Below are 23,212 nucleotides of genomic sequence, written 5' to 3'. Positions count from 1 at the left end.
AAACACTTTGAACATTATCCCTAATGCACTCATTTATGTTTTATAGCCTAAGAACTTATACACAATAAAACCAGGCTTGCGCTAACACAAATATTTTTTAGGCCTGAGTAGATTTATAACAGAAAACATCCGTTATAAACAAATGAAAAATTTCTTGAAACATATATATTTAGAATGTTTAGTAAAACAGAATTAAATGATAAGCTCACAACAGAATTACGTGAGCTGGCAAAAAGCTATGGCATTGAAGGTGCCGACTCCCTAAGAAAAATCGACCTTGTTGAAGTACTGTTACACCAACAGGACATTATAAATGCCGCGAAATCCGGCGCTGACCCTTACAGCGAAATCGAACCCATTGTAAATACACCTGCTCCTAAAACCAAAGCTGCAAAAGCATCAAAAGCCGCGGCAGCAGCTTCAACAGCGGTGGCCGATCAGCCTGTTGCTGCCACAGCCGATAAACCGGTTAAAAAAAGAGCAAGGTTACCTAAAGATGAGACTGCAGTACCAATTGCAAGAAGAAAAGATACGGTAACGTTATTTGACGAAACTCAATATCAACAACAGCCAGAAAGGGTTATTGAAGCTGAAGAGAGTGTAAAACCTATATCGGCTTTAATAGAAGAAAGTGCAGAAGTACTTCCTGTTGCTCCAAAACAAAAACAAGAGCCAAAAGAAAAACAGGAAAAATCACAGCGCGATGAAAACCGCCAGCAAAAACAACCGGGCGGTGGCAACCACCACAAAAACGAAAACAGTTACTCTAACTTAGATTTCGATAACGTAATTACAAATGAAGGCGTTTTAGAAATTATGCCTGATGGCTACGGTTTCTTGCGTTCTGCAGATTACAACTACTTAACTTCTCCTGATGATATTTATGTATCTCAGTCTCAAATAAAACTTTTTGGATTAAAAACCGGCGATACCGTGAAAGGTAGTATCCGCCCACCAAAAGAAGGCGAAAAATATTTCCCATTGGTTCGCGTAGAAACCATTAATGGCAGAATTCCGGCTGAAGTTCGCGATCGCGTTCCTTTTGACTATTTAACTCCGCTTTTCCCAACCGAAAGATTAAACCTGTTTACGGATACGAATAATTATTCTACCCGTATTATGGATTTATTTACACCGATTGGTAAAGGACAGCGCGGTTTAATTGTTGCCCAGCCTAAAACGGGTAAAACCAATTTATTAAAAGAAGTGGCCAACGCAATTGCTAAAAACCACCCGGAAGTTTACCTGATTATCTTATTAATTGATGAGCGCCCGGAAGAGGTTACTGATATGGCGCGTAGCGTAAGGGCCGAGGTAATTGCCTCAACTTTTGACGAACCTGCTGAACGTCATGTTAAAATTGCCAATATAGTTTTAGAGAAATCGAAACGTTTGGTAGAAAGCGGACACGATGTAGTAATTCTTTTAGACTCGATTACACGTTTGGCCCGTGCATATAACACCACGGCACCGGCTTCGGGCAAAATATTATCAGGTGGTGTTGATGCCAACGCCCTGCATAAACCTAAACGTTTCTTCGGTGCGGCACGTAATATTGAAAACGGTGGTTCACTAACCATTTTAGCCACAGCATTAACTGATACAGGTTCTAAAATGGATGAGGTAATTTTCGAAGAATTTAAAGGAACCGGTAACATGGAGCTTCAGTTAGACCGTAAATTATCTAACAAACGTATTTTCCCTGCAATTGATATCACGGCATCAAGTACACGCCGCGACGATTTATTACACGACAGGGATACTTTACAGCGCGTATGGATTTTACGTAACCACCTTGCTGACATGAACAGTCAGGAGGCAATGGAATTTGTTCAATCTCAGATAAAAGGGACAAAAAGCAACGAAGAGTTCTTAATTTCGATGAACAGCTAAATTAAGGCTGAAAGGTAAAAGGCGTAAGGCTTAAGGCTTCCTATTTGGTGTCTTAAGTCTTACAGCTTTAAAGGTTTTATGCTAGATTTGCATCCAAAACCCTATACCTTAAACCCTACACCTTAAACCTTATGAAAAGGCATCTTCCTAATGCGATTACCTGTGCAAACCTTTTTTCTGGTTGTATTGGAATCGTTTTCGCGTTTAAAGGCAATTTAGAAACCGCAGCATATTTCGTTATTTTATCCGGAATATTCGATTTCTTTGATGGCATGGTAGCCCGTTTGTTAAATGTAAAATCGGCTATTGGGAAAGACCTCGATTCATTGGCTGATATGGTAAGTTTTGGATTTTTGCCGGGAGTACTGATGTTTCAATTGTTGAAATTAAGCGATTATCCTTCTGCCTATCTTCCCTATCTGGGCTTTTTAATTACCATTTTCTCGGCATTAAGATTGGCTAAGTTTAACAACGATGACCGCCAGACTGAAGATTTTATCGGCTTAAACACCCCAATGAACACCCTGTTTATCTGCTCGTTACCTTATATCGCAGCTGATTATCCTCAGGTAGTTTATTCAAGTATATTGCTCATTGGCATTACTGCCGTAACCTGTTTTCTGCTGGTAAGTGAAATCAGGATATTCTCTTTAAAATTCAGCAATCTTAGCTGGGCAAAAAACAGGATTAAATTTATCTTTCTTATTTTATCGGTTATACTGATTGCTTTTCTAAAATTTGCAGCAATACCCTTTGTTCTGGTATTGTATATTGCTTTATCTTTTCTTCATTTTAAGGGGGCAGCCTCCAATAATAAGATTTAGCTTTTTGCTACCTAAAGGATACGAGCCGGATGAACCTGCAATAAACTCGGTTAATTAAAGCTTTTTAACCTCAAGCGGGTCTTCAATATTCAGACAGATCGATAAAATTGTTTCTCCCAATACAGGATGTACCACATCAGGAGCAATCTCGGCTAAAGGTTCCATCACAAATTTCCTGTTTTGCATGTGTGGGTGAGGTACCTGAAGTTTATCAGGGATATCGATAATCTCATCGCCAAAAAGGATCAGATCGATATCAATTAACCTTTCGCCCCATTTGTCTTTTCTTACCCGGCCCAGTTCCTGCTCAATGCTTAACGCCTTGTCCAAAACTTCCAAAGCATTTAAATGCGTTTGCAAGGCCACTGCCTGGTTTAAAAACGCAGGCTGGTCGGTTTTGCCCCATGCAGCAGTTTCGTACAGTGATGAAACCGATGTTACCCTGCCTATTTTTTCGTCCAGCAGTTCAATAGCACGCTTTAAATTTTCTTCCCTGTCCCCTAAATTTCCACCCAGTAACAAATAAGCCGTACTGCACTCTAAAGCTTTATTAAGCATCATGTATTTTTATATCTTTACAGTACAAAATTAAAACATTTAAATGAGAGAATTCTTTAAGTATTTATTAGCCTCCATCCTGGGCTTTTTCGTATCGTTAATCATTGTATTTATTATCTGCCTGGTTGTTGTTTTTGGTTTAATTTCTTCTATTGATAGCGATAAGACAGTTACAGTATCTAATAATTCGGTATTATTTCTGAATTTAGACCAGGCTATAACCGAGCGTACGCCAAAAAATCCATTCGGAAGCCTGCCTATTGTTGGAAGTGAACAAAAAGACGGCATTGGTTTGAACGATTTTATCAAAGCCTTACAAAAAGCCAAAACAGACGATAATATTAAATGTATTTATCTCAACGTAAGCAGTCCGAATGCAGGTTATGCTACGTTGCGTGAAGTAAGAAACGCGCTGATCGATTTTAAAAAATCGCATAAAAAAATCATTGCCTACAGCGAAGTTTATACACAGGGTGCCTATTATATTGCTTCAGTGGCCGATAAAGTATACTTAAACCCGGAAGGCGCCTTAGAGTTTAAAGGTTTTAGCTCCGAACTGACCTTTTTTAAAGGTACTTTAGAAAAAGTTGGTGTAGAAATGCAGGTAATCCGCGTAGGAAACTATAAAAGTGCGGTTGAGCCCTTTATTTTAGATAAAATGAGCGATTATAACCGTAAACAGGTTACCGCTTACGTTGGTGGATTGTATAATACATTCCTTTCGGACATTGCACTGAGCAGAAACATCCAGAAAGATAGTCTTTATGCTATTGCCGATAACTATAAAGTTCAACAACCGCAGGATGCCGTAAATTTTAAAATGATTGATGCTTTAAAATATAAAGATGAGATTTTGGAAGAATTGAAAGGCTTATCGGGAAGAACCAGGGGTGAAAATATCCGCTCGGTTTCTATTAACGATTACGCAAAGAACAATACCGACACCGGTGAAGGAAAAGATAAGGTTGCCGTAATTTATGCCAACGGGGATATTAACGGAGGTGAAGGCTCTGATAACCAGATTGGTTCAGAACGAATCTCCAGGGCCATCAGAAAAGCCCGCTTAGATGACGATATCAAAGCGGTTGTACTCCGGGTAAATTCGCCAGGAGGCAGTGCATTGGCTTCAGATGTAATCTGGAGGGAAATCGTGTTAACCAAAAAAGAGAAACCGGTTATTGCATCTTTCGGTGATGTAGCCGCATCAGGCGGGTACTATATCGGCTGTGCTGCCGACAGCATCTTTGTTCAGCCCAATACCATTACCGGCTCCATTGGTGTGTTTGGTATTATCCCGAACTTTCAAAACTTAATGACCAATAAGCTGGGCATTACATTCGATGGTGTTAAAACCGGTAAATATGCAGATATTATGGCCACAAACCGCCCTATGACGGAAGGTGAAAGGTTTATTATCCAAAATGAATTAAATAGAATTTACAGTGGTTTTGTAAGCAGAGTGGCCGATGGCAGAAAGAAAAGCAAGGCTTATATAGACAGCATTGGCGGTGGCCATGTTTGGATCGGAACAGATGCTGTTCAGATTGGCCTCGCCGATAGGATCGGAAGTTTTAACGATGCCATTAAAGCAGCCGCTAAAAAAGCCAAATTAAAAAAATATAAGGTGGTAGAATACCCGGATGTAATTGATCCATGGAAATCGTTAATGGATGAAGGTACTGACAAGATTAAAACTTATTACACCAAACAGGAGCTGGGCGATAATTACTTCTTATACCAGCAAATGAAAAAGGTAATTGCCAGTTCAGGTATCCAGGCCAGAATGCCATTTGAAGCAGTAATTAAATAGTGATGTAAAAGGGAAAATGCATGATGGAATAATAGGATTTATTTAAAAAATTTGATGGTTTATCGTGAATAGCAATGGAGATTACCCCTATAAGCGATGAACCATCAAACTATAAACCCAATAACCATTCTACATTTTCCATGTTCCGTCTCTTCTATCTCGCTATTCAATCAATTTCCACTCCGGGTGTAAAGTAAGGTAAGTGGCATTAACCGGCACATTTACCGGATGTACCGTTAAAGAAATGCTTTTCCCTTTTAAAAATTCGAAACCGATCCCCTCTTTTTTGGCGTCATAAACCGTTACCGTGTCTTTATTTTCATTTAAATAGGTCGAAAGTTTTTGGATGTCTGGGAATTTCAGCTTAATATCTTTCAAAGTAGCACCAGTTGCCAAATCATCCTTTGTTTTAAACTTATTTGAGGTAATCCTGATCTGTTTTACATCCTTTACCTGCATACTGGTATCGCGATAAGAAGAATAAACAGCAATTTCATCCCGGTGTTTAGCCATCGGATCGCCACTGTACCAAATCCCCCAGGCCTTTCCCATCGCGGCATCTCCGGCGTCAGGTCTTCCAAGCTTTTGACCTACCTGTGCCATATCTTCGCCAAGGGCTATTTCGCCAACCGAACGGCCGGCTACAACCAAAAACCTTTCATCTGTGGTTTGTGCCACAGCAGAGGCCTTTCTTGTTACAGAATCAGCTTTATTTTCATCTGTTTTCTTTGGAGATTGACAAGCGAACAAACTTATACTTAATCCTAGTATGACTGTTTTAATAAATTTCATGGGTGTAAAACAACGCTTTAACAAAATTGTGTTCAGAAATTGATAAGCCTGATTAAAATTTGGGCCATTATTTCCTAATTTTATCCCTTATGGAAAACAAGACCATCGCCCGCACCTTGCGCCTTTTATCGCAGCTCATGGAACTTCATGAAGAAAATCCATTTAAGATTAAATCAGTTGCAAATGCCTATTTTAAAGTAGACAAACTGCCTTTCGCGTTAAAAGACAAACCCCTGGATGAGCTGGATAAAATTGAAGGCATTGGTAAAGGTTTGGCTTCCAAAATAATAGAACTTCTTCAAACCGGAGAATTACAGGAACTTAACGAAATACTCGAAAGAACACCTGAAGGCGTAGTTGAAATGCTGGCCATAAAAGGTATTGGTCCAAAAAAGATTTTCATTATTTGGCGAACGCTTGGGATAGAGAGCATTGGTGAACTCTATTACGCCTGTAACGAAAACCGCCTGATTGAAGCCAAGGGTTTCGGGTTGAAAACACAGGAAGAGATTAAAAATGCCATTGAATTTAAATTGGCTGCCAATGGCAGGTTTTTATATGCGCAGGTTGAAGGTTTTGCCAAAACGTTATTTACCCAACTTTCTGATTGGGCGGCAAATATTGATGGAAATGCACTTTTGGGCTTTGCTGGTCAATACCGCCGGGCATGCGAAATTATTGATGAACTTGAAATCGTAATAGGCACTGAAAATACTGATACCATAAAACAAAGTTTACCTGCTTTTGGAACACTTTCGCTCATCGAAGCAGAGAACTCCTTCATTTCTACCACTGAAGCTGGCCTCAGGATTAAAATCTATGTGGTAGAAAAATCATCTTTTTATTTGCAATGGTTCACATTAACCGGTAATACCGGACATGTTGAAAAAGTGCTGGCTTTAGCGGGTAACGGCCCTTTCGCAAATGAAGAAGAAATTTACACTAAGGCAGGATTGGCTTTTATCGACCCCGAACTGCGTGAAGATTTTGACGAAATTGAATTGGCCAAAGAAAATAAAATCCCAAAACTGATCCAATATGAAGATTTAAAAGGCAGTTTGCATAACCACTCTACCTGGAGCGATGGTGTACACACTTTAGAACAAATGGCCATATATTGCAAGGAGAACCTAAATCTTCAATATCTAGGAATCTGCGATCACTCTAAAACTGCAGTATATGCCAAGGGATTGAACGAACAGCGTGTTTTAGAGCAACACCTGGAAATAGACGAACTGAATAAAAAACTCGCGCCATTTAAAATTTTTAAAGGAATTGAAAGTGATATCCTGAGCGATGGTTCACTGGATTATCCTGAAGAGATTTTAAAAACCTTCGATTTTGTGGTGGCCTCGGTACACAGCAATTTACGCATGGACGAAGCCAAAGCAACGGCGCGTTTGTTAAAAGCCATCGAAAACCCATACACCACCATTTTGGGCCACCCTACCGGCCGTTTATTACTGAGCAGGGCTGGTTATCCGATTGATTATAAAAAAATTATCGATGCCTGTGCAGCCAACAGGGTAGTTATCGAAATCAATGCCAATCCCCTCCGTTTAGATCTAGACTGGCGCTGGCACCGGTATGCCCTCGAAAAAGGCGTTTTATTGTCGGTGAATCCCGATGCACACCGAACCGAGGGTTTCCACGACATGCATTATGGCATTTTAGTTGCCCGGAAAGGTGGCTTAAGTGCGGATAAATGTTTAAATGCTTTCTCTTTGGAAGAGATAACGGCTTATTTTGATAGCAAGAAGGGTTAGCAGTTAGCAAAAAACAGCGTTTATGTGATGTTGTTTTGAATTTTAACAAAAAATCTGTAACCCATTTTAATCTGCGCGATCGTTTAATCGGTGTAATCAAACTGTAAGAAATCTTTTAATATCTTTGCCCTATGATAAGTGAAATTGCCAACCGCATATTTAATGAAGTAATTACAGATTACCACAAATTTGACGACATTGACCATCCGGCTGAAAACCCATATGATGCCGAAAGTTTAGAGCATCTTTTTTATATTAAAAACTGGATCGATACCGCCCAGTGGCACATGGAAGATGTAGTACGTAATCCACAGATTGATCCTGTTGAAGGTTTGAGCTGGAAAAGACGCATCGATGCACAAAACCAGGTGCGTACCGATATGGTAGAGTTTATAGATGGCTATTTCTTAAATCTTTATAAAGACGTTAAGGCTTTACCTGATGCAAAAATCAATACTGAAAGTCCGGCGTGGGCAATTGACAGGCTTTCTATACTGGCATTAAAAATTTACCACATGCAGGAAGAAGCCGAACGTGAAAGCGCATCTGCTGAGCACCGTGCACAATGCCAAACTAAGCTTAACATACTGCTATCGCAGCGCGAAGATCTTTCAACCAGTATTGATGAGTTATTGGCCGATATTGAAGCCGGCAAAAAATACATGAAAGTATATAAACAAATGAAAATGTACAACGATCCGAGTTTAAATCCGGTATTGTATAACAAAGCATAAAGCCGAAAGCGAAATTCATGTCATCGAACCAAAAAATCATTGTTTTACGTTTTTCAGCAATGGGCGATGTAGCCATGGTGGCTTCGGTTTTACAGGAATTTTCAGAGCAAAACCCTGCAGTTGAGCTTATTATGGTAAGCAGGCCGGCTTTTAAACCGTTTTTTGATCATATTCCCCAACTCATCTTCCATCCCATACAGCCAAAAACAATCCATAAAGGAATAGTTGGTTTGTATAAACTTTACAGGGAGCTTTGCAACTACAAACCCAATGCCGTAGCAGATTTACACGATAATTTAAGAAGCAGGGCTATTGCTGCTTTTTTTCGTTTAGCGGGAACAAAAATAAGGCGGATAGATAAAGGAAGGGCCGAGAAAAAAGCATTAACACGCATCAACAAAAAGATTTTTAAACCCCTCAGAAAAACCGTTGAGCGTTATGCAGATGTTTTCCGCCAATTGGGTTTTAACATTACACTCAGCCATAAAATAAATAAGTCTCCCTTAGAGATTCCGGCAAAAGCACATCATTTGTTTACGAATAAAACTGCTAAAAAAGTAGGTATATCCCCTTTTGCACAGCACATTTATAAAGTATATGCTTTAGAAAAAATGGAGGAGGTAATTGCCTCATTAACAAGCCTGGGCTATGAGCTTTTTATATTTGGTGGAGGTGAAACAGAACAGGTAATTGCCGATAAATGGGCTAAAACCTACAAAACCACTTATAATTTAATTGGGACTTTTAACTTAACTGAAGAGCTTGCCATCATATCTAACCTGGATGTAATGTTGAGCATGGACTCGTCTGGTATGCATATGGCATCACTGGTTGGTGTTCCGGTGGTTTCGATATGGGGGCCAACCCATCCATATGCCGGCTTTCTGGGCTATGGGCAACAGGAAAGCGATTGCATCCAGATTGATCATCCGGCGAGGCCAAATTCTATTTATGGAAACAAACCTTGCCTCTGTGGTGTTGAAAACTGTATAGACTTAATTAAGCCGGAAACAATTGTAAATAAAATTAAAGAGAAACTAAATGGCTAAGCAGTTACTATTGGTCCGTCATGGAAAATCGGATTGGGGAAATTTAGATTTAAAAGATTTTGACCGCCCCTTAAATAAACGGGGGAAAGAAAATGCACCAGAAATGGCCGAAAGATTAATTAACCGTGGATTTAAATTCGATCTGATGGTGAGCAGTCCGGCAAAACGGGCTAAATCAACAGCGAAGTATTTTGCAGAGGCCTATAATATCGATCAGATCCAGTTCGAAGAATCTATTTATGAGGCCAATACTTCTGCTTTGCTTAAAGTGGTTAACTGCTTAAACGATTCGGCAGATAAAGTGGCAATGTTTGGTCATAATCCTGGTTTTACCGATTTTGCAAACGAGTTATGCGGCGCCGACATTTACAATATCCCAACTGCTGGTATGGTATTAATTTCTTTTCCTTTTGACTCCTGGCAAATGGTGAGCAAAGGAACCGGAGAACTGGTCTTTTTTGATTATCCAAAGAATAGTGATGAAGTTTAGATTTATTTTACTATTAACATTAAAGCTAACAGTTTAGTCATTTATTACGCAAATACAGTTTTACGTACGAATTGGTGCTAAAAAGGTTTTCCCGACAAGCACAACCCACAGTTAAACAAACCCGATGGGAACGAATGCCGATTTTTCTTCGGCAGTAGGGACAGCGGGACTGAATGGCCAAAGAACTACTGACAATCATTTCCAAAAAAATATCCCATCAATTTAAAATATCTTAAATCAGGCATGAATACCACGAATCAAATAATTTTATTACCTTTGACTACATAAAACGAAAATCTGGCAATAGACATTTCGGTGAATTCATAACCTCAACTCCTTTGGTTATTTCATAATTCGTATCGCCAGAAAAATTTACCCATTAATTTATCTGAACATGAGTTTTGACTATAATACTACACGTAGCCATCTAATTTTATCGGAGTATGGCCGTAACGTACAGAATATGGTAAAGTATATATGCGAATTACCAACCATTGAAGAACGTAATAAATATGCCCAGGCGGTAATAGACCTTATGGGATTTTTGCAACCACACTTACGTGATGTTGCCGATTTTAAACACAAGCTGTGGGATCACCTCCACATTATTTCGGGCTATAAAATCGATGTAGACAGCCCCTATCCAAAACCATTGGAAGAAAATGCCTTTATCAAACCGGAGCCATTGGCTTACCCTCAACAACGAATTACCTACAAACACTATGGTAAAACAGTTGAGAACCTGATTGAAAAAGCCATGCGCGAAGAAGATCCCGAAATTAAAAAGGCCATGGTGCAAAGCATTGCAAACTTTATGAAAATGGCCTACGTTACCTGGAATAAAGACAATGTGAGCGACGATACCATTATAAAAGACTTAAAATACCTTTCTGGCGGGTTATTATCGCTTGATGAAGGTGTTAATTTAGCCAAAGTTGAGTTTAGGGCTCAAAATTCGCGTCAAAACAATAATAATAACAATCGCGGCAGAAGCAACAACAATAACAACAACGGAAAAAACCGTCAAAATAACAACAATAACCGTCAACGTAACAACAACAATAAATCTAAATATTAATAACCATGCGTCATTCTGAACTTGGTTCAGAATCACTAAAATAGATGCTGAAATAAATTCAGCATGACGAAAGAGTTAGCAAAAGAAAAATATATGAACGCATTTGAAATAACAGGCGGAATTAAATTAAAAGGCGAAATTACCCCCCAGGGAGCCAAGAATGAGGCGTTACAGATTTTATCAGCTGTACTGCTTACCGAAAAGAAAATAACCATCAGCAATATTCCTGACATTAAGGATGTGAATAAACTGATTGAATTACTTGGTGATTTAGGGGTAACCATTGAGCGGATTAATAAAGATACCTATACTTTTGAAGCTAAAAATATTGATTTAAATTTCTTTGAATCGGATGCTTTTAAATCGAAAGGTGGTGGTTTACGCGGTTCGATTATGATTGTTGGCCCGCTGTTGGCCCGTTTTGGTAAAGCAGCAATCCCTAAACCAGGAGGGGATAAAATAGGGCGCAGAAGATTGGACACCCACTTTATCGGTTTTGAAAAATTAGGGGCCAAATTTGTTTATGACAATAAAAAAGCTTTCTTCAATGTTGATGCCACCAATTTACAGGGTGCCTATATCCTGTTGGATGAAGCATCTGTAACCGGAACGGCAAATATTGTAATGGCAGCGGTTTTGGCTAAGGGTACCACCACCATTTATAATGCAGCCTGCGAGCCTTATTTGCAGCAGCTTTGCAAAATGCTTAACCGCATGGGCGCTAAAATTTCGGGCATCGGCTCTAACCTTTTAACCATTGAGGGCGTTAAAGTTTTAGGTGGTACCGAGCATAGGATGTTGCCAGATATGATCGAAATCGGTTCTTTTATTGGGATGGCTGCCATGACGGAATCAGAAATCACCATTAAAAATGTTTGTTACGATGAGCTTGGTGTAATACCGGAAGTTTTCAAAAAACTGGGGATTAAATTAGAGCGTCGTGGCGATGATATCTATGTTCCTTCTCAAAAACATTACGAAATTGAAACTTTTATAGATGGTTCGATCTTAACCATAGCTGATGCTCCTTGGCCAGGTTTTACTCCTGACCTGCTGAGTATTGTTTTAGTAGTAGCCACACAAGCTAAAGGAAACGTGTTAATCCACCAGAAAATGTTCGAAAGCCGCTTATTTTTCGTGGATAAGCTGATTGATATGGGTGCGCAGATTATTCTTTGTGATCCGCACCGCGCTACGGTTAACGGCATTGATAAAAAATACAAACTTCGCGGGATTAGCATGACTTCTCCTGATATCAGGGCCGGTGTTTCCTTATTAATCGCAGCCTTATCAGCAGAAGGCAAATCGACCATTTATAACATCGAACAGATTGAACGCGGTTACCAGGATATCGATACCCGTTTACGTGCCTTGGGCGCGCAGATTAAGCGTGTAAATGCTGATGCGCCTAGTCATTAGCGGTTGAAGGTTTAGAGGCGGAAGGTAGAAGGTTTAAAAGCTGAAAAAGACCAAAGCTTAAAGACTAAAGCATAAAGCGAAACGCCAGCATAAAAATTAAGCTGGCGTTTTTATTTGTCACCATTGCGAGTATAAAGCAATCTCACGGTAAATTCGCAGGCTGAAAATCATCTTATCAGACTAATAGATATAAATAAAACGTCTGAGTGAAATATATTGGTATTTTTTTAGCCTTTCCCAGCAAAGTATGCCAATGGCACGATTAATAATATACCGATAATTAGCGGAATCCAGATTGGCTTGGCTCTGTATTTGGTATCCTTTCCTATACTTCTATTCCAAAAGAATTGATACATTATAATTACTCCCAACGCATTAATAATGAGAGAAATTCCCATTGACGGATGTGGAACAAATTCCATCAGATTAATTTGACCAAACGTAAATAACAATCCGAAAAAAATAGGTGTACCCCATCGTTTTCCAGCATTTTTCAGGTTAATTGCCAGCATTACAGAACCAAAAAGCACAGAAAAAAGAATTGAAAACACATAAATTGCCGTTTGAGAATAGTACTCCGGGGCATCAATATCTTTAACTACGTTTCTTTTCCAGCCTCTCAAACTGTCATAATTGGCACTCTCTTTTAACCTGATCTTCTCTTCTATCAACTCATCGATGCCTTCGGGTAATTCTGCATTTCTATTTTTTAATTCTGCAAGGGCTGCCCTTACTCCATCCGAAGTATGTTTATCTACGTGATCTAAATAATACCTTAATTGTTGATCTGTTTTAGTTGATAAGATTTCTTTGAGCGTTGTCATATTTATAAAAAGAATGGCCACAAGTTAACAACTTATGGCCATTCTAAAAATTTTACTGTTCAGCAATTTTACAGATCGAAAGCCTATCAGTCGGTATTACCTTGCTAATCGAGATTTAAGCGGTCGGGATTACAAATCCCGATCAACAATCAATAATTTACAAATCGTCATGCTGAATTTATTTTACAAGTAGAATAGCATTTCTAATTATCTTGTAGCTAGTGCGTGGTCAGCATCTTCCATGCGATAAGATCCTGAAACAAGTTTAGGAAGACGAGTGTGGAGCTTACAGCTTCCATCCCACATTTTCCACCTTACATCCCCCTACCCTGATATCGCATTAATAATATCATACTGAGTAATGATCTCGATCCTACCTGATTCATCTTCAACCAATACAGCAGAATTTTCTTTGTTAATCAATGAAGAAATTTTATCAATTGAGGTGTTCAAATCAACAAAAGGGAAAGTAGCGGTCATAATTTCTGAAATCGGTGCCGATTTTAAGCCAGGATTTTCGAGCAGTGCCGATAAAATATCACTTTCGGCAACCTTACCCACAATCATTCCCTGCTGGGTAACCGGAATTTGCGAAATATTCATCGATTTAATGGTATTGATCGCTTCCAATACCGTTTTTTGAGCATCTAAGGTTACTATTTCAGTGCTTTCCTTTTTAGCCAGGATTGATTTCGCTGTTAGTTTTTCATCTTGCAAGAACCCACGCTCGCGCAACCAGTCTTCATTGTACATTTTACCCATATAACGACTGCCGTGATCGTGAAAAATGACCACTACCACGTCTTCAGGCTTTAATTTATCTTTTAACTGAATTAAGCCGCCAATGGCAGCACCGGCAGAGTTGCCTACAAAAATCCCTTCTTTACGTGCAATATCGCGGGTCATTAATGCGGCATCTTTGTCAGTAACCTTTTCAAAGAGGTCGATTACATCAAAATTTACGTTTGCCGGAAGAAAATCCTCACCAATGCCTTCTGTGATATAAGGATAAATTTCATCCTTGTCAAATATGCCTGTTTCTTTATATTTTTTGAAAACCGAACCATAAGTATCAATTCCCCAAACCTTAATATTTGGATTTTTCTCTTTCAAATACTTCCCGGTTCCGGAAATGGTCCCGCCTGTACCAACACCCACCACCAAATGGGTAATTTTACCTTCTGTCTGTTCCCATATCTCAGGCCCGGTTTGTTCATAATGAGCCTGCGAGTTAGCTAAGTTATCATATTGATTAGGTTTCCATGAATTCGGAACCTCACGCTCTAAACGCGAAGAGACTGAATAATATGAACGGGGATCTTCGGGTTCAACGTTGGTCGGACAAACGATAACTTCCGCACCAAAGGCCCGTAAAGCATCTACCTTTTCTTTTGATTGTTTATCAGTTGTGGTAAAAATACATTTATAGCCTTTAATAATGGCTGCCATAGCCAAGCCCATACCTGTATTTCCTGATGTTCCTTCAATAATTGTTCCGCCTGGTTTTAACTTACCGCTCTTCTCGGCATCTTCGATCATTTTAACCGCCATACGGTCTTTAATTGAGTTACCTGGATTGGTCGTTTCTATTTTCGCCAGGATTGTTCCCGGAACTCCTTTTGTTATCGTATTTAATTTAACCAATGGCGTATTGCCAATGGTTTCTAAAATATTATTGTACCACATATTGCAAAATTAAGCAAAGGCATTAAGTATTTTATAAACTATATTTTATTTAAAACATAATTTTAAAAAATAAAAATTAAAAGAATTTAATTTCATAATCTATAACTATGATAGGCATTATAGATTGATTATTGGGCAAAATGCCATTTCAATAATAAGCCTGCGGTTCAGATCGGGTGCATCTGCATAGAGAAATCCGCGCATCAACACTGAACGTTTTCTCCTATGCCGTTGAAAAGGAAACATCCTGCGATAATTATGATTACATCAATTTATAAATTTTGCCCGGCAAAGAAACAATCATTCCCTGCATCTCTAATGTAAGGACCACAATAGCCAGTTTACTTTGTTGCATATTCAATTGAACACAAAGCTCATCTATAGACAGCTGACCGTTTTGCAATGCATCAACAACCCGTTGTTCGTTAGGGGTTAGACTAAGCTGCAAAGTAGTTTGCAGCTCTTTTTTCTTTTCTTTCACCTCGTCATCCCAACCCAGATAATAAATCAAATCGTGAGCATTATTTATTAATCCGGCCCTATTGGTCTTGATCAGGAAATTACAGCCTTCTGAAAAAACATCGTTGGTTCTACCTGGAAAGGCATATACATCTTTATGGTAAGAATTTGCAATTTCTGCAGTAATTAAGGCACCTCCTTTTATTGAGGCCTCAACAACAACGGTAGCATCTGCAATCCCCGCAATAATCCTGTTTCTTTGAGGAAAATTAGGCCTATCGGGATTGGTCAGGATTGGAAACTCAGTAAGTAGCCCCCCATTCAAAACCATTTTCTGAGCAACCGTTTTATGAATTTTTGGATACATTCGGTCTAATCCATGCCCAAGCACTCCAACGGTAGGAATATGATTTGCCAAACATTCTTTATGGGTTGTTACATCAATACCATAAGCCAGGCCACTAACGATCAGAACATTGTAAGGGGCTAAAACTTCGCACAGTTCTTTACAAAGGTTTTTTCCGTAACCTGTTGCATTTCTGGTCCCGACGATGCTGATGATACGCTGGTGGTTAAAGTCAACTGTACCCTTGGCATAAAGCAATATTGGCGAATCGACGCAATTCTTTAATCTTTTAGGATATTTTTCGTCTGAAAAAAACAATACTTCTATCCCGTGTTTTTCAATAAAATCCAATTCTTGCCTGGCCCTTAACAAAGCGTCGCTACTGCGGATGGCTTCAATTGTTTTCTCTCCAACACCCGGAATCTGCAAAAGCTGTTTTTTACCTGCCGAAAATATATCCTCGGCACTTCCACAATAAGCAAGAAGATTTTTGGCCGTTACAGGGCCAATAGATTTAATAAAAGTTAAGGCAATTTTATGTAGCGTGCTCATGGTCTGATAAGGTTAAATAAATGCGGGATGATTTATTTCCTTAAAGCAAGCTTAAAAATCGATATCGATTAAACTTTTTAATGGAATATGAATATTGTTTTTTAATTGTATATAACTCTCTGTTACTGCCCAAACCGTCGTATCGACACGTTTTGGCCCAATGGTAGTATTAAAAGTAATGACGGCTTTTGATTTAAATTCATTGCCCAGCCTTTGCGCTTTGTCGAGCTTGGTCTGCAGCTCACTGGAATGATCTTCCTTTGCATTAATGATATTCAAATAACTGATATGTTTTTTTTCTACAATTTCTATTGGCATGAGTCTCTTTAACGATTAATGTTTAACAAGCTTATCAATTTTTTATAAAAAAAGCAACCCTAACTTATTCGTTTTGTGTAATAATTATATAAAAAAGGCCAGATTCGAACTACAAATCTGGCCTTTTTGAAACTATATGAGCTAATTATTTAAATCTCGGCTTTCTGGTTTCAACCATCCCTTTAAATTCATGATCGAGCTTTTCGTTAGCGGCATCGATTTGTTGTCTGGCCATGCCCGAAGTGCTGCTAATCGTATTATCTTTAGCCAGTGCAGAGAAGTTGTTATTTGCAGAATAGTATAAAGCCTGGGCCAGCATTTTTTCTGATGGGTCGCCAAAATCTTTGGTTAAATCATCAGCAACATCTTTATCAACAGTCATGCCGGCAAAATAATCGCCTTGATCTAACTGGTTTTTGGTTTGAAACTGCGGAATATATAAATCGTTTTTATCAATACGTATAGAGAAGAAACCCACCGGTTTACCATAAGTGGTTTTACCAATTAATTTTACATCCACTACCGGTTTTAAATTATTGATTAATAACTCGCTGGCAGAAGCTGTACCACCGCTAACCAGAAAATAAACCCGGGTTAACCCGTTTAAACTACCACGTTTGGCAAAAGTTTCCTGGTTACCGGCAGCCATAGTAGGTTTATAAGAATAATCGAAATATGAATACAGCCTGGTTACACCATCATTGCCCTTGGCGTAAAATTTCTGGTTTTGTAAAATAGTAGCATTTCCATCCTGCATGGTTTTAGTCCAGTAGGTAGTGTACATAATTTTACCATTCTGGTTAGTTGGCGCAATTAAGTTTGTAAACAATTCAGAAGTAGCAACAGAACCACCACCGTTATACCTTAAATCGACCACCAGCTCGGTAACACCGTCGGTAGTAAATTTAGAAAAAGCAGCATCCAGCGCATTGGTAGCATTGGTGGTAAAACTGTTAAATACGATGTAACCCACTTTTTTTGTTCCAACGGTATAGGTGTTTTTATATAAAACAGGGTTAATATTATAACTGGCACGGTTAATTACAACATCCTGCGTAGTACCGTCTGGTTTTGCAAAAGTTAATGAAATGGATGGATTATTACCAAATATAGAAGCGTTTAAATTGGCAATATCGGTGCTGCTCGATCGGGAAGTACCACCACCATTTACTTTAATCAATTGGTAACCTCGCTTTAAGCCTTGTAAATCGGCCGGCGAGCCAGGGTAAACATATTTAACCCTTAGCAGGTCAGAGGAATCAAAATTAGCCGAAAAACCATAATCTTCACCATCTCCGCTAAGCTGGCTGGCTACAGATCCGTCATCAATAAAAGAATATTTATCTTTCCCCCCGGTACTGGCTAAAGCCTTAAATGCTGCAATAATGGCATTGTTAGAACTGTATTGTCTCGGGTTAAACGTATCGTAATTGGGCATGCCAGCATTCCAGAAATAGGTTTGTTTCGCATATAAAAAAATCGAATCTTTAGTTAGCAATGCCCGGTCGTTAGTTGGTGTTTGCAACAGGTTTGATTCTCCACTAATATTCGCATCAGGGTTGTTACTTGACTTTTTGCAAGATGTTGTAAGTCCAACCACAATAATTAAAGCACACCAAAATGCATTTTGCGGAATAAATTTTCTAAGCATATTTATTTGTAAATTTCTAATGAACCAATATACTGCAAATTAATTGATTTAGATTGTTGCTCATCAAATTTATTTGCACCAACAACTAACGCTTGGCTAACCAATAAATTGTTGTCGTTTAGTATGTTCTGAAAAATTTCTGCTTTAGATTGACCAAGTTCATCAACAAAATATACCCTAAGGTATTGTTCGAGTCCGTTCCACTCAGTTTGTTTAATTTTATTGAGCTGCTGTTCAGGATTACCAGCCGTTACAATGATTATTTGTTTACGATCGACCACAAGTTCCTGCATAAATTCGAGCATATTTTTATAAAGCAAAAGCTTTAAAGGCAAACGGGCATTTTGATGCAGGCGGTTGAAGTTATGCTCGTATTTGATATCAATACCGAACTGGCCCGCTGTTTTTTCAAAAAGCTTTTCTACCCCATTATTTTCGTACTCGGTACGCATAAACTCAAGGATGGATTGCGCACTTTTTTGCTCAGTGTATTCTATAAACTGGGCAAACAGGTAATAAACCTGCAGCAAATAATCTTTCTCAGGAAATAATACATCATCCAATTCAAAAATTACGATCTGCTTGTCTTTAACATATTGATTAGCATCCATATTAAATTGTAAAAAGTTTTAACTCATCATCGGCAACGTTGTATCCGAATACCCCGTTTAATTTTTCTTCGGTTCTGACAAAAATTTCCTTTCCACTCGCAAATACACATTCGCCAGCCACAAAAACAGCGAAATTTTGGAAAGTATTTTGTTCGTGATCCAGGTATTCTGCCATTAGACTGGCATCGGGCAATAAAACTTGGATGCCATATTCTCCAAAAAGCACCGCTGATTTAGCTATTGGTTCTACTTCATATTGATGTAGCGGGATAATGCAATCGATCCCCTCTGTAATACAAAAGTTTAATAAAATATGAGCGATACTGTCTTTATTTAATATCCCAAGCGACGAAAAGGCATAGTTTTCGGTAACTATCCCCGGCACGTCACCATAATCGGCCAGTAAAACAAAATGGCTTGGGAATGCTTTCATCAGCTTTAAGGCTTTTGCATTGTTTCCGCCGGTAATAAGTATTTTCAAAATTTAATGATTTGAATAAATAAGTTAATGAGTGATTGAATGACTTTTTCTGTTTCCTATAGTCATTTAATGCTTTAATCCTGACTTTTATACAATTAAACCATCTTTCATGCTCACCACGCGATCGCTGGTTTTTGCAAGGTGTTCATTGTGGGTAACAATTATAAAGGTTTGGTGGAAATTATCGCGCAAACTCACAAATAATTGGTGTAATCCTGCCGCATTTTCAGAGTCTAAATTTCCTGAAGGTTCATCGGCTAATATAATAGATGGATTATTGATCAGGGCCCTAGCAATAGCCACACGCTGCTGCTCTCCACCAGATAATTGATTAGGCTTGTGCTGTGCCCTATCTTTCAAACCAAAGAGATCTAAAAGTTCTAAAGCCCTGGTTTCAGCTTGTTTTTTACCCGTTTTCGCAATAAATGCAGGGATGCAAATGTTTTCGATTGCACTAAACTCAGGCAATAAATGATGAAACTGAAATACAAAACCAATATTCTGGTTCCTGAAAGCACTTAACAGGTCGCCGTTCAGTTTATTGATCGTGGTGCCCTTTAATTCGACTGTGCCATCATCTGGTTTATCCAATGTACCCAAAATATGCAGCAATGTACTTTTTCCGGCCCCTGACGGACCAATAATACTTACAATCTCCCCTTTTTGTACCTCAAAATTTACGCCTTTCAATATTTGCAGATTTCCGTACGATTTTCTTATTCCAGTGGCTTTTAGCATGGTTCAAATTTAGTAAAAAAGCTTAAAGACCAAAGCGGAAAGGCTAAAGCAGAAAGACTAAAGCACAAAGTAGAAAGACTAAAGACCAAAGCGGAAAGACCAAAGTAGAAAGACTAAAGTAGAAAGACTAAAGCATAAAGTAGAAAGGCTAAAGCTGTTTATCTCATCTTAATGCTTGATACCAATAAACCTTAAAAAAAATAAAATTTGCAATTATCATTTTCTTATTTAACTTTGAAAAACAAAGCACTTTTAAAATGAGCAATCAGGAAGAACAATTAAATGCCTTAAAAGATATCAGACAAATGATGGACAGGTCATCGAGATTTATTTCTCTGAGCGGTTTATCAGGCGTTTTCGCGGGTGTAATTGCTTTAATCGGCGCTTATTTTGCCCATGATGAAATTAATAAGTTTATTGATAAGCGTGGTTATAGTTATGGTGTTGATGGAGAAATGGACCTGGAATTTAACCTGATCAAACTGGGTATATTTGTTTTAATTATTGCTTTGGCCGGAGGAATTTTATTTACATACAGGAAAAGTCAGAAAAATAACCTACCCATCTGGGATAAAACTTCAAAATCACTTTTGGTTAACTTATTTATACCCTTGGCTGCCGGTGGCTTATTTATTATTGCTTTATTAATTAACCATCCGAACACCTATAGTATTATTGCGCCCAGCTGCCTCATTTTTTATGGCTTGGCACTGATCAATGCCAGTAAATTTACCTATAGCGATATCCGTTATTTAGGCTTTTGCGAAGTGGTACTAGGCTTAATCTGTATGTTTTATATAGGTTATGGCTTAATATTCTGGGCTTTTGGTTTTGGTGTTTTACACATTGTTTATGGTCTTTTAATGTATTTTAAATATGAGAGAGGTCAGTAAGGATGAAAAACCCGATAGCAGATTTAAATAAAATATTCGACAGCCGGATCAGGCTTGGCGTAATGTCAATGCTTGTAGTGAACGATGAAATTGGCTTTAACGACCTGAAACAGATGCTTGAACTGACCGATGGTAACCTGGCTTCACACCTGAATACTTTGGAACAGGCCGAGTTTATTAAGGTACACAAAGGTTTTATTGGCAGAAAAACCAGCACTACCTACTCTATTACTGCATTGGGCAAACAAGCTTTCAAAGCACATTTAGATGCACTTGAAAAAATGATTAGAAAGTTATAAACTATTTTTTTTGATTATTTACTTTGAAATTCAAAGCACTTTTAAGAATGAAATCATTTGAACTTTTACTTATTAAAATCGGGAAGAAAACCACACTGGTATCTTTTATAGGAGGAACCGCCTTATTCTTGGGCTTTTGCTTTTCCAGGGCAAGCTTTTTGATCGATTTTGGCTTTACATATCTTGTTACTGCCATTTTGATTAATCTATTCGTAATGCTTGCCCTAATTGTTTCCTGCTTCACTTATAAGTCGAACAGGGCATCTTCTGTATCAACCATATTTCTTCAACTCATCAATATCCCTATTGCCACCATGTATTTTTTAATTGTAATCACAATCACATCGTAAAATGAAAAATAAATCGAACCTCTTACTTCTTTCTGCCTTCTTAGGTGGTCTGCTGTTTACCTCTCTTTTTTGGGAAGAACGATTAGCTCTTAATTTACTGATCTATAGCGTTTACCTGTTGATCATTACTTTCATCAACCCCGATGTAGTAAAGAGCACCAAACTCAAAATCTATGGACTGGCTCACTTACTGGCTGCAGTGCTAGTGGTTATTAACAATTCCAATTTATCGGTGGCAACCTATTACATCAGTTTGTTGATATTTATAGGTTTTGCTCATCATCAACAGATCAGAACAGTTTTTACAGCCTTTGCAGCAGCAATATTACAGATCGTAACAGTACCATTTAATGCAATAAAACACTTAAGCCAAGTCAGCATCGGCAATGTGAGCCTTAGGCCCATTTTTACTTTGATTAAATATATTTTCATACCTATCATCATTGTAATCATATTTTCATGCCTGTATGCAGCTGCGAGTAATGTTTTTGCGCATTACGCAGAGACGATCTTAACCAACATCGGCGACTTTTTAGATCACATACTCCACTTCTTTTTTAAAGACTTGAGTTTTGGGCGCATCATGCATTTTTGCTTTGGATTGGTTTTAACAGGCGGTTTACTGCTTGCATTTTTTGATAAAGGCCTCGAAAAAGCAGAGCTGAAATGTAAAGAGCAATTGGTGCGGATCAGAAGAAGTGTAGGTCAGAAAACAATATGGTACAATATCGTACAAACATTTACCGGCAACCTGTTAACACGGAAAATGGCATTAAAAACTGAATATATCGTAGGTATTATTTCGTTTGCAGCACTTAACCTGTTATTACTTATGTTAAACACCATCGATATTACTACGCTATGGTTTGGCTACGAGCCTTCGGGTAATTTTTCGGGAGAACTGCATCAGGGCACAAATTCGTTGATCTTCAGCATTGTAATGGCCATGGCAGTAATACTCTATTATTTTAGGGGCAACTTAAACTTTTACCATAAAAGTAAAACGCTAAGGTTGTTGGCCTACGCCTGGATGTTTCAGAATTTTATACTGATCATATCGGTATTCATCCGTGACGGTTATTATATCGAATTTCATGGTTTAACACATAAAAGGATCGGCGTCCTGGTATTTGCCACCCTTTGTATCATTGGTTTGGCAACGGTTTATTTTAAAGTAGCCAAACAGAAAACGATATTTTATTTATTCAAAATGAACGGGAATATCTGGTTTGCACTGCTCCTTACCTTCAACATTGTTAATTGGGATATTTTTATTGTAAAATATAACCTGGCACACGAAACAGCTATTGCTTTAGATGCAGATTACCTACTCTCCCTATCCGAAAAAACACTCCCGACATTGGATAAAAACCGGAAAGCCTTATTATCACATTCTTTTGTTCCAAAAGGAGAGATCATTATCAGCTCAACCAACGATCAGATTTTAACCCGCCTGGATAACCGGATCGGTTATTTTAAGGAACGGTACAACAAATCAAGCTGGTTATCATGGAATTTACCCGATTGGAATACAGCTGAATATTTTGGATTGAATAAATAAACACAAAATGGAAAAAAGCATAAAATAACA

Annotated in this window: 23 protein-coding genes; 13 read left to right on the top strand and 10 right to left on the bottom strand. The window is 38.4% G+C overall.

What is annotated here, in order from left to right; all coding sequences use genetic code 11:
- The first annotated feature begins 174 nt into the window (after positions 1–174).
- Positions 175–1,893: a transcription termination factor Rho gene (gene rho, locus ACFSR6_RS02430; RefSeq protein WP_379074440.1), complete on the top strand. Its 1,719-nt coding sequence runs from the start codon at positions 175–177 to the stop codon at positions 1,891–1,893.
- Positions 1,894–2,024: 131 nt separating this feature from the next.
- Complete coding sequence (pssA, locus tag ACFSR6_RS02425) at positions 2,025–2,717, top strand: CDP-diacylglycerol--serine O-phosphatidyltransferase (RefSeq protein ID WP_379074437.1); 693 nt, start codon at positions 2,025–2,027, stop codon at positions 2,715–2,717.
- Positions 2,718–2,771: 54 nt separating this feature from the next.
- On the opposite strand, the gene folK is transcribed toward pssA, so the two are convergent.
- On the bottom strand, positions 2,772–3,278 hold the full coding sequence (gene folK, locus ACFSR6_RS02420) for a 2-amino-4-hydroxy-6-hydroxymethyldihydropteridine diphosphokinase (RefSeq protein WP_379074434.1): 507 nt from the start codon (positions 3,276–3,278) through the stop codon (positions 2,772–2,774).
- A gap of 40 nt (positions 3,279–3,318) precedes the next feature.
- Here folK and sppA point away from each other — a divergent pair, with 40 nt between their 5' ends.
- Entirely contained in the window at positions 3,319–5,085 is a 1,767-nt protein-coding gene (gene sppA, locus ACFSR6_RS02415; protein WP_379074432.1) for a signal peptide peptidase SppA, read from the top strand.
- A 162-nt stretch (positions 5,086–5,247) separates the two neighbouring features.
- On the opposite strand, the gene ACFSR6_RS02410 is transcribed toward sppA, so the two are convergent.
- Positions 5,248–5,877 (bottom strand): hypothetical protein, encoded by a 630-nt coding sequence (locus ACFSR6_RS02410; RefSeq protein ID WP_379074429.1) that lies wholly within the window; start codon positions 5,875–5,877, stop codon positions 5,248–5,250.
- An 89-nt stretch (positions 5,878–5,966) separates the two neighbouring features.
- Here ACFSR6_RS02410 and ACFSR6_RS02405 point away from each other — a divergent pair, with 89 nt between their 5' ends.
- From ACFSR6_RS02405 to murA, 6 genes are all read left to right on the top strand, one after another.
- The gene (locus ACFSR6_RS02405) at positions 5,967–7,643 is read left to right on the top strand and encodes a helix-hairpin-helix domain-containing protein (protein WP_379074426.1); all 1,677 of its coding nucleotides are present in this window, start codon (positions 5,967–5,969) and stop codon (positions 7,641–7,643) included.
- 131 nt (positions 7,644–7,774) lie between these two features.
- On the top strand, positions 7,775–8,377 hold the full coding sequence (locus ACFSR6_RS02400; RefSeq protein ID WP_379074425.1) for a DUF4254 domain-containing protein: 603 nt from the start codon (positions 7,775–7,777) through the stop codon (positions 8,375–8,377).
- A 17-nt stretch (positions 8,378–8,394) separates the two neighbouring features.
- Entirely contained in the window at positions 8,395–9,426 is a 1,032-nt protein-coding gene (locus ACFSR6_RS02395; RefSeq protein ID WP_379074422.1) for a glycosyltransferase family 9 protein, read from the top strand.
- Complete coding sequence (locus ACFSR6_RS02390; RefSeq protein ID WP_379074420.1) at positions 9,419–9,916, top strand: SixA phosphatase family protein; 498 nt, start codon at positions 9,419–9,421, stop codon at positions 9,914–9,916. Before ACFSR6_RS02395 ends, ACFSR6_RS02390 begins: the two co-directional genes overlap by 8 nt.
- Before the next feature lie 394 nt (positions 9,917–10,310).
- Positions 10,311–10,994, top strand: coding sequence for a DUF4290 domain-containing protein (locus tag ACFSR6_RS02385; RefSeq protein WP_379074418.1), 684 nt, complete (start codon positions 10,311–10,313; stop codon positions 10,992–10,994).
- A gap of 93 nt (positions 10,995–11,087) precedes the next feature.
- Positions 11,088–12,413, top strand: a complete 1,326-nt coding sequence (gene murA, locus ACFSR6_RS02380) for a UDP-N-acetylglucosamine 1-carboxyvinyltransferase (RefSeq protein WP_379075032.1) — start codon at positions 11,088–11,090, stop codon at positions 12,411–12,413.
- A gap of 227 nt (positions 12,414–12,640) precedes the next feature.
- On the opposite strand, the gene ACFSR6_RS02375 is transcribed toward murA, so the two are convergent.
- The 8 genes from ACFSR6_RS02375 to ACFSR6_RS02340 all read right to left on the bottom strand — a co-directional run bounded on the left by ACFSR6_RS02375 (position 12,641) and on the right by ACFSR6_RS02340 (position 20,079).
- On the bottom strand, positions 12,641–13,237 hold the full coding sequence (locus tag ACFSR6_RS02375) for a hypothetical protein (RefSeq protein ID WP_379074415.1): 597 nt from the start codon (positions 13,235–13,237) through the stop codon (positions 12,641–12,643).
- 324 nt (positions 13,238–13,561) lie between these two features.
- Positions 13,562–14,923, bottom strand: a complete 1,362-nt coding sequence (locus tag ACFSR6_RS02370; RefSeq protein ID WP_379074413.1) for a pyridoxal-phosphate dependent enzyme — start codon at positions 14,921–14,923, stop codon at positions 13,562–13,564.
- A gap of 262 nt (positions 14,924–15,185) precedes the next feature.
- A complete protein-coding gene (gene dprA, locus ACFSR6_RS02365) occupies positions 15,186–16,280 on the bottom strand; it encodes a DNA-processing protein DprA (protein WP_379074410.1) in 1,095 nt (364 codons plus the stop codon).
- 51 nt (positions 16,281–16,331) lie between these two features.
- A complete protein-coding gene (locus ACFSR6_RS02360) occupies positions 16,332–16,598 on the bottom strand; it encodes a hypothetical protein (RefSeq protein ID WP_379074407.1) in 267 nt (88 codons plus the stop codon).
- Between the two features lie 145 nt (positions 16,599–16,743).
- Positions 16,744–18,249 carry a S41 family peptidase gene (locus tag ACFSR6_RS02355; RefSeq protein ID WP_379074404.1) on the bottom strand — a complete coding sequence of 502 codons (1,506 nt, stop codon included), beginning with the start codon at positions 18,247–18,249 and terminating at the stop codon, positions 16,744–16,746.
- 2 nt (positions 18,250–18,251) lie between these two features.
- Positions 18,252–18,860 carry an HAD family hydrolase gene (locus ACFSR6_RS02350; protein ID WP_379074401.1) on the bottom strand — a complete coding sequence of 203 codons (609 nt, stop codon included), beginning with the start codon at positions 18,858–18,860 and terminating at the stop codon, positions 18,252–18,254.
- 1 nt (position 18,861) lies between these two features.
- Positions 18,862–19,341: an ATP-grasp domain-containing protein gene (locus ACFSR6_RS02345; protein ID WP_379074399.1), complete on the bottom strand. Its 480-nt coding sequence runs from the start codon at positions 19,339–19,341 to the stop codon at positions 18,862–18,864.
- Positions 19,342–19,428: 87 nt separating this feature from the next.
- Complete coding sequence (locus ACFSR6_RS02340) at positions 19,429–20,079, bottom strand: ABC transporter ATP-binding protein (protein ID WP_379074396.1); 651 nt, start codon at positions 20,077–20,079, stop codon at positions 19,429–19,431.
- Positions 20,080–20,336: 257 nt separating this feature from the next.
- Here ACFSR6_RS02340 and ACFSR6_RS02335 point away from each other — a divergent pair, with 257 nt between their 5' ends.
- From ACFSR6_RS02335 to ACFSR6_RS02320, 4 genes are read left to right on the top strand one after another with little or no spacing between them, the layout of a single operon-like run.
- Entirely contained in the window at positions 20,337–20,972 is a 636-nt protein-coding gene (locus tag ACFSR6_RS02335) for a hypothetical protein (protein WP_379074393.1), read from the top strand.
- Positions 20,973–20,974: 2 nt separating this feature from the next.
- A complete protein-coding gene (locus ACFSR6_RS02330) occupies positions 20,975–21,271 on the top strand; it encodes a winged helix-turn-helix domain-containing protein (protein WP_379074390.1) in 297 nt (98 codons plus the stop codon).
- Between the two features lie 47 nt (positions 21,272–21,318).
- Positions 21,319–21,621 (top strand): hypothetical protein, encoded by a 303-nt coding sequence (locus ACFSR6_RS02325; protein WP_379074388.1) that lies wholly within the window; start codon positions 21,319–21,321, stop codon positions 21,619–21,621.
- A 1-nt stretch (position 21,622) separates the two neighbouring features.
- Positions 21,623–23,182 (top strand): DUF4153 domain-containing protein, encoded by a 1,560-nt coding sequence (locus tag ACFSR6_RS02320; RefSeq protein ID WP_379074386.1) that lies wholly within the window; start codon positions 21,623–21,625, stop codon positions 23,180–23,182.
- The last annotated feature ends 30 nt before the right edge of the window (positions 23,183–23,212 follow it).

Source organism: Pedobacter vanadiisoli (assembly GCF_042684385.1).
GTDB lineage: Bacteria > Bacteroidota > Bacteroidia > Sphingobacteriales > Sphingobacteriaceae > Pedobacter > Pedobacter vanadiisoli.
This window is presented reverse-complemented; position numbering and strand designations above follow the sequence as displayed.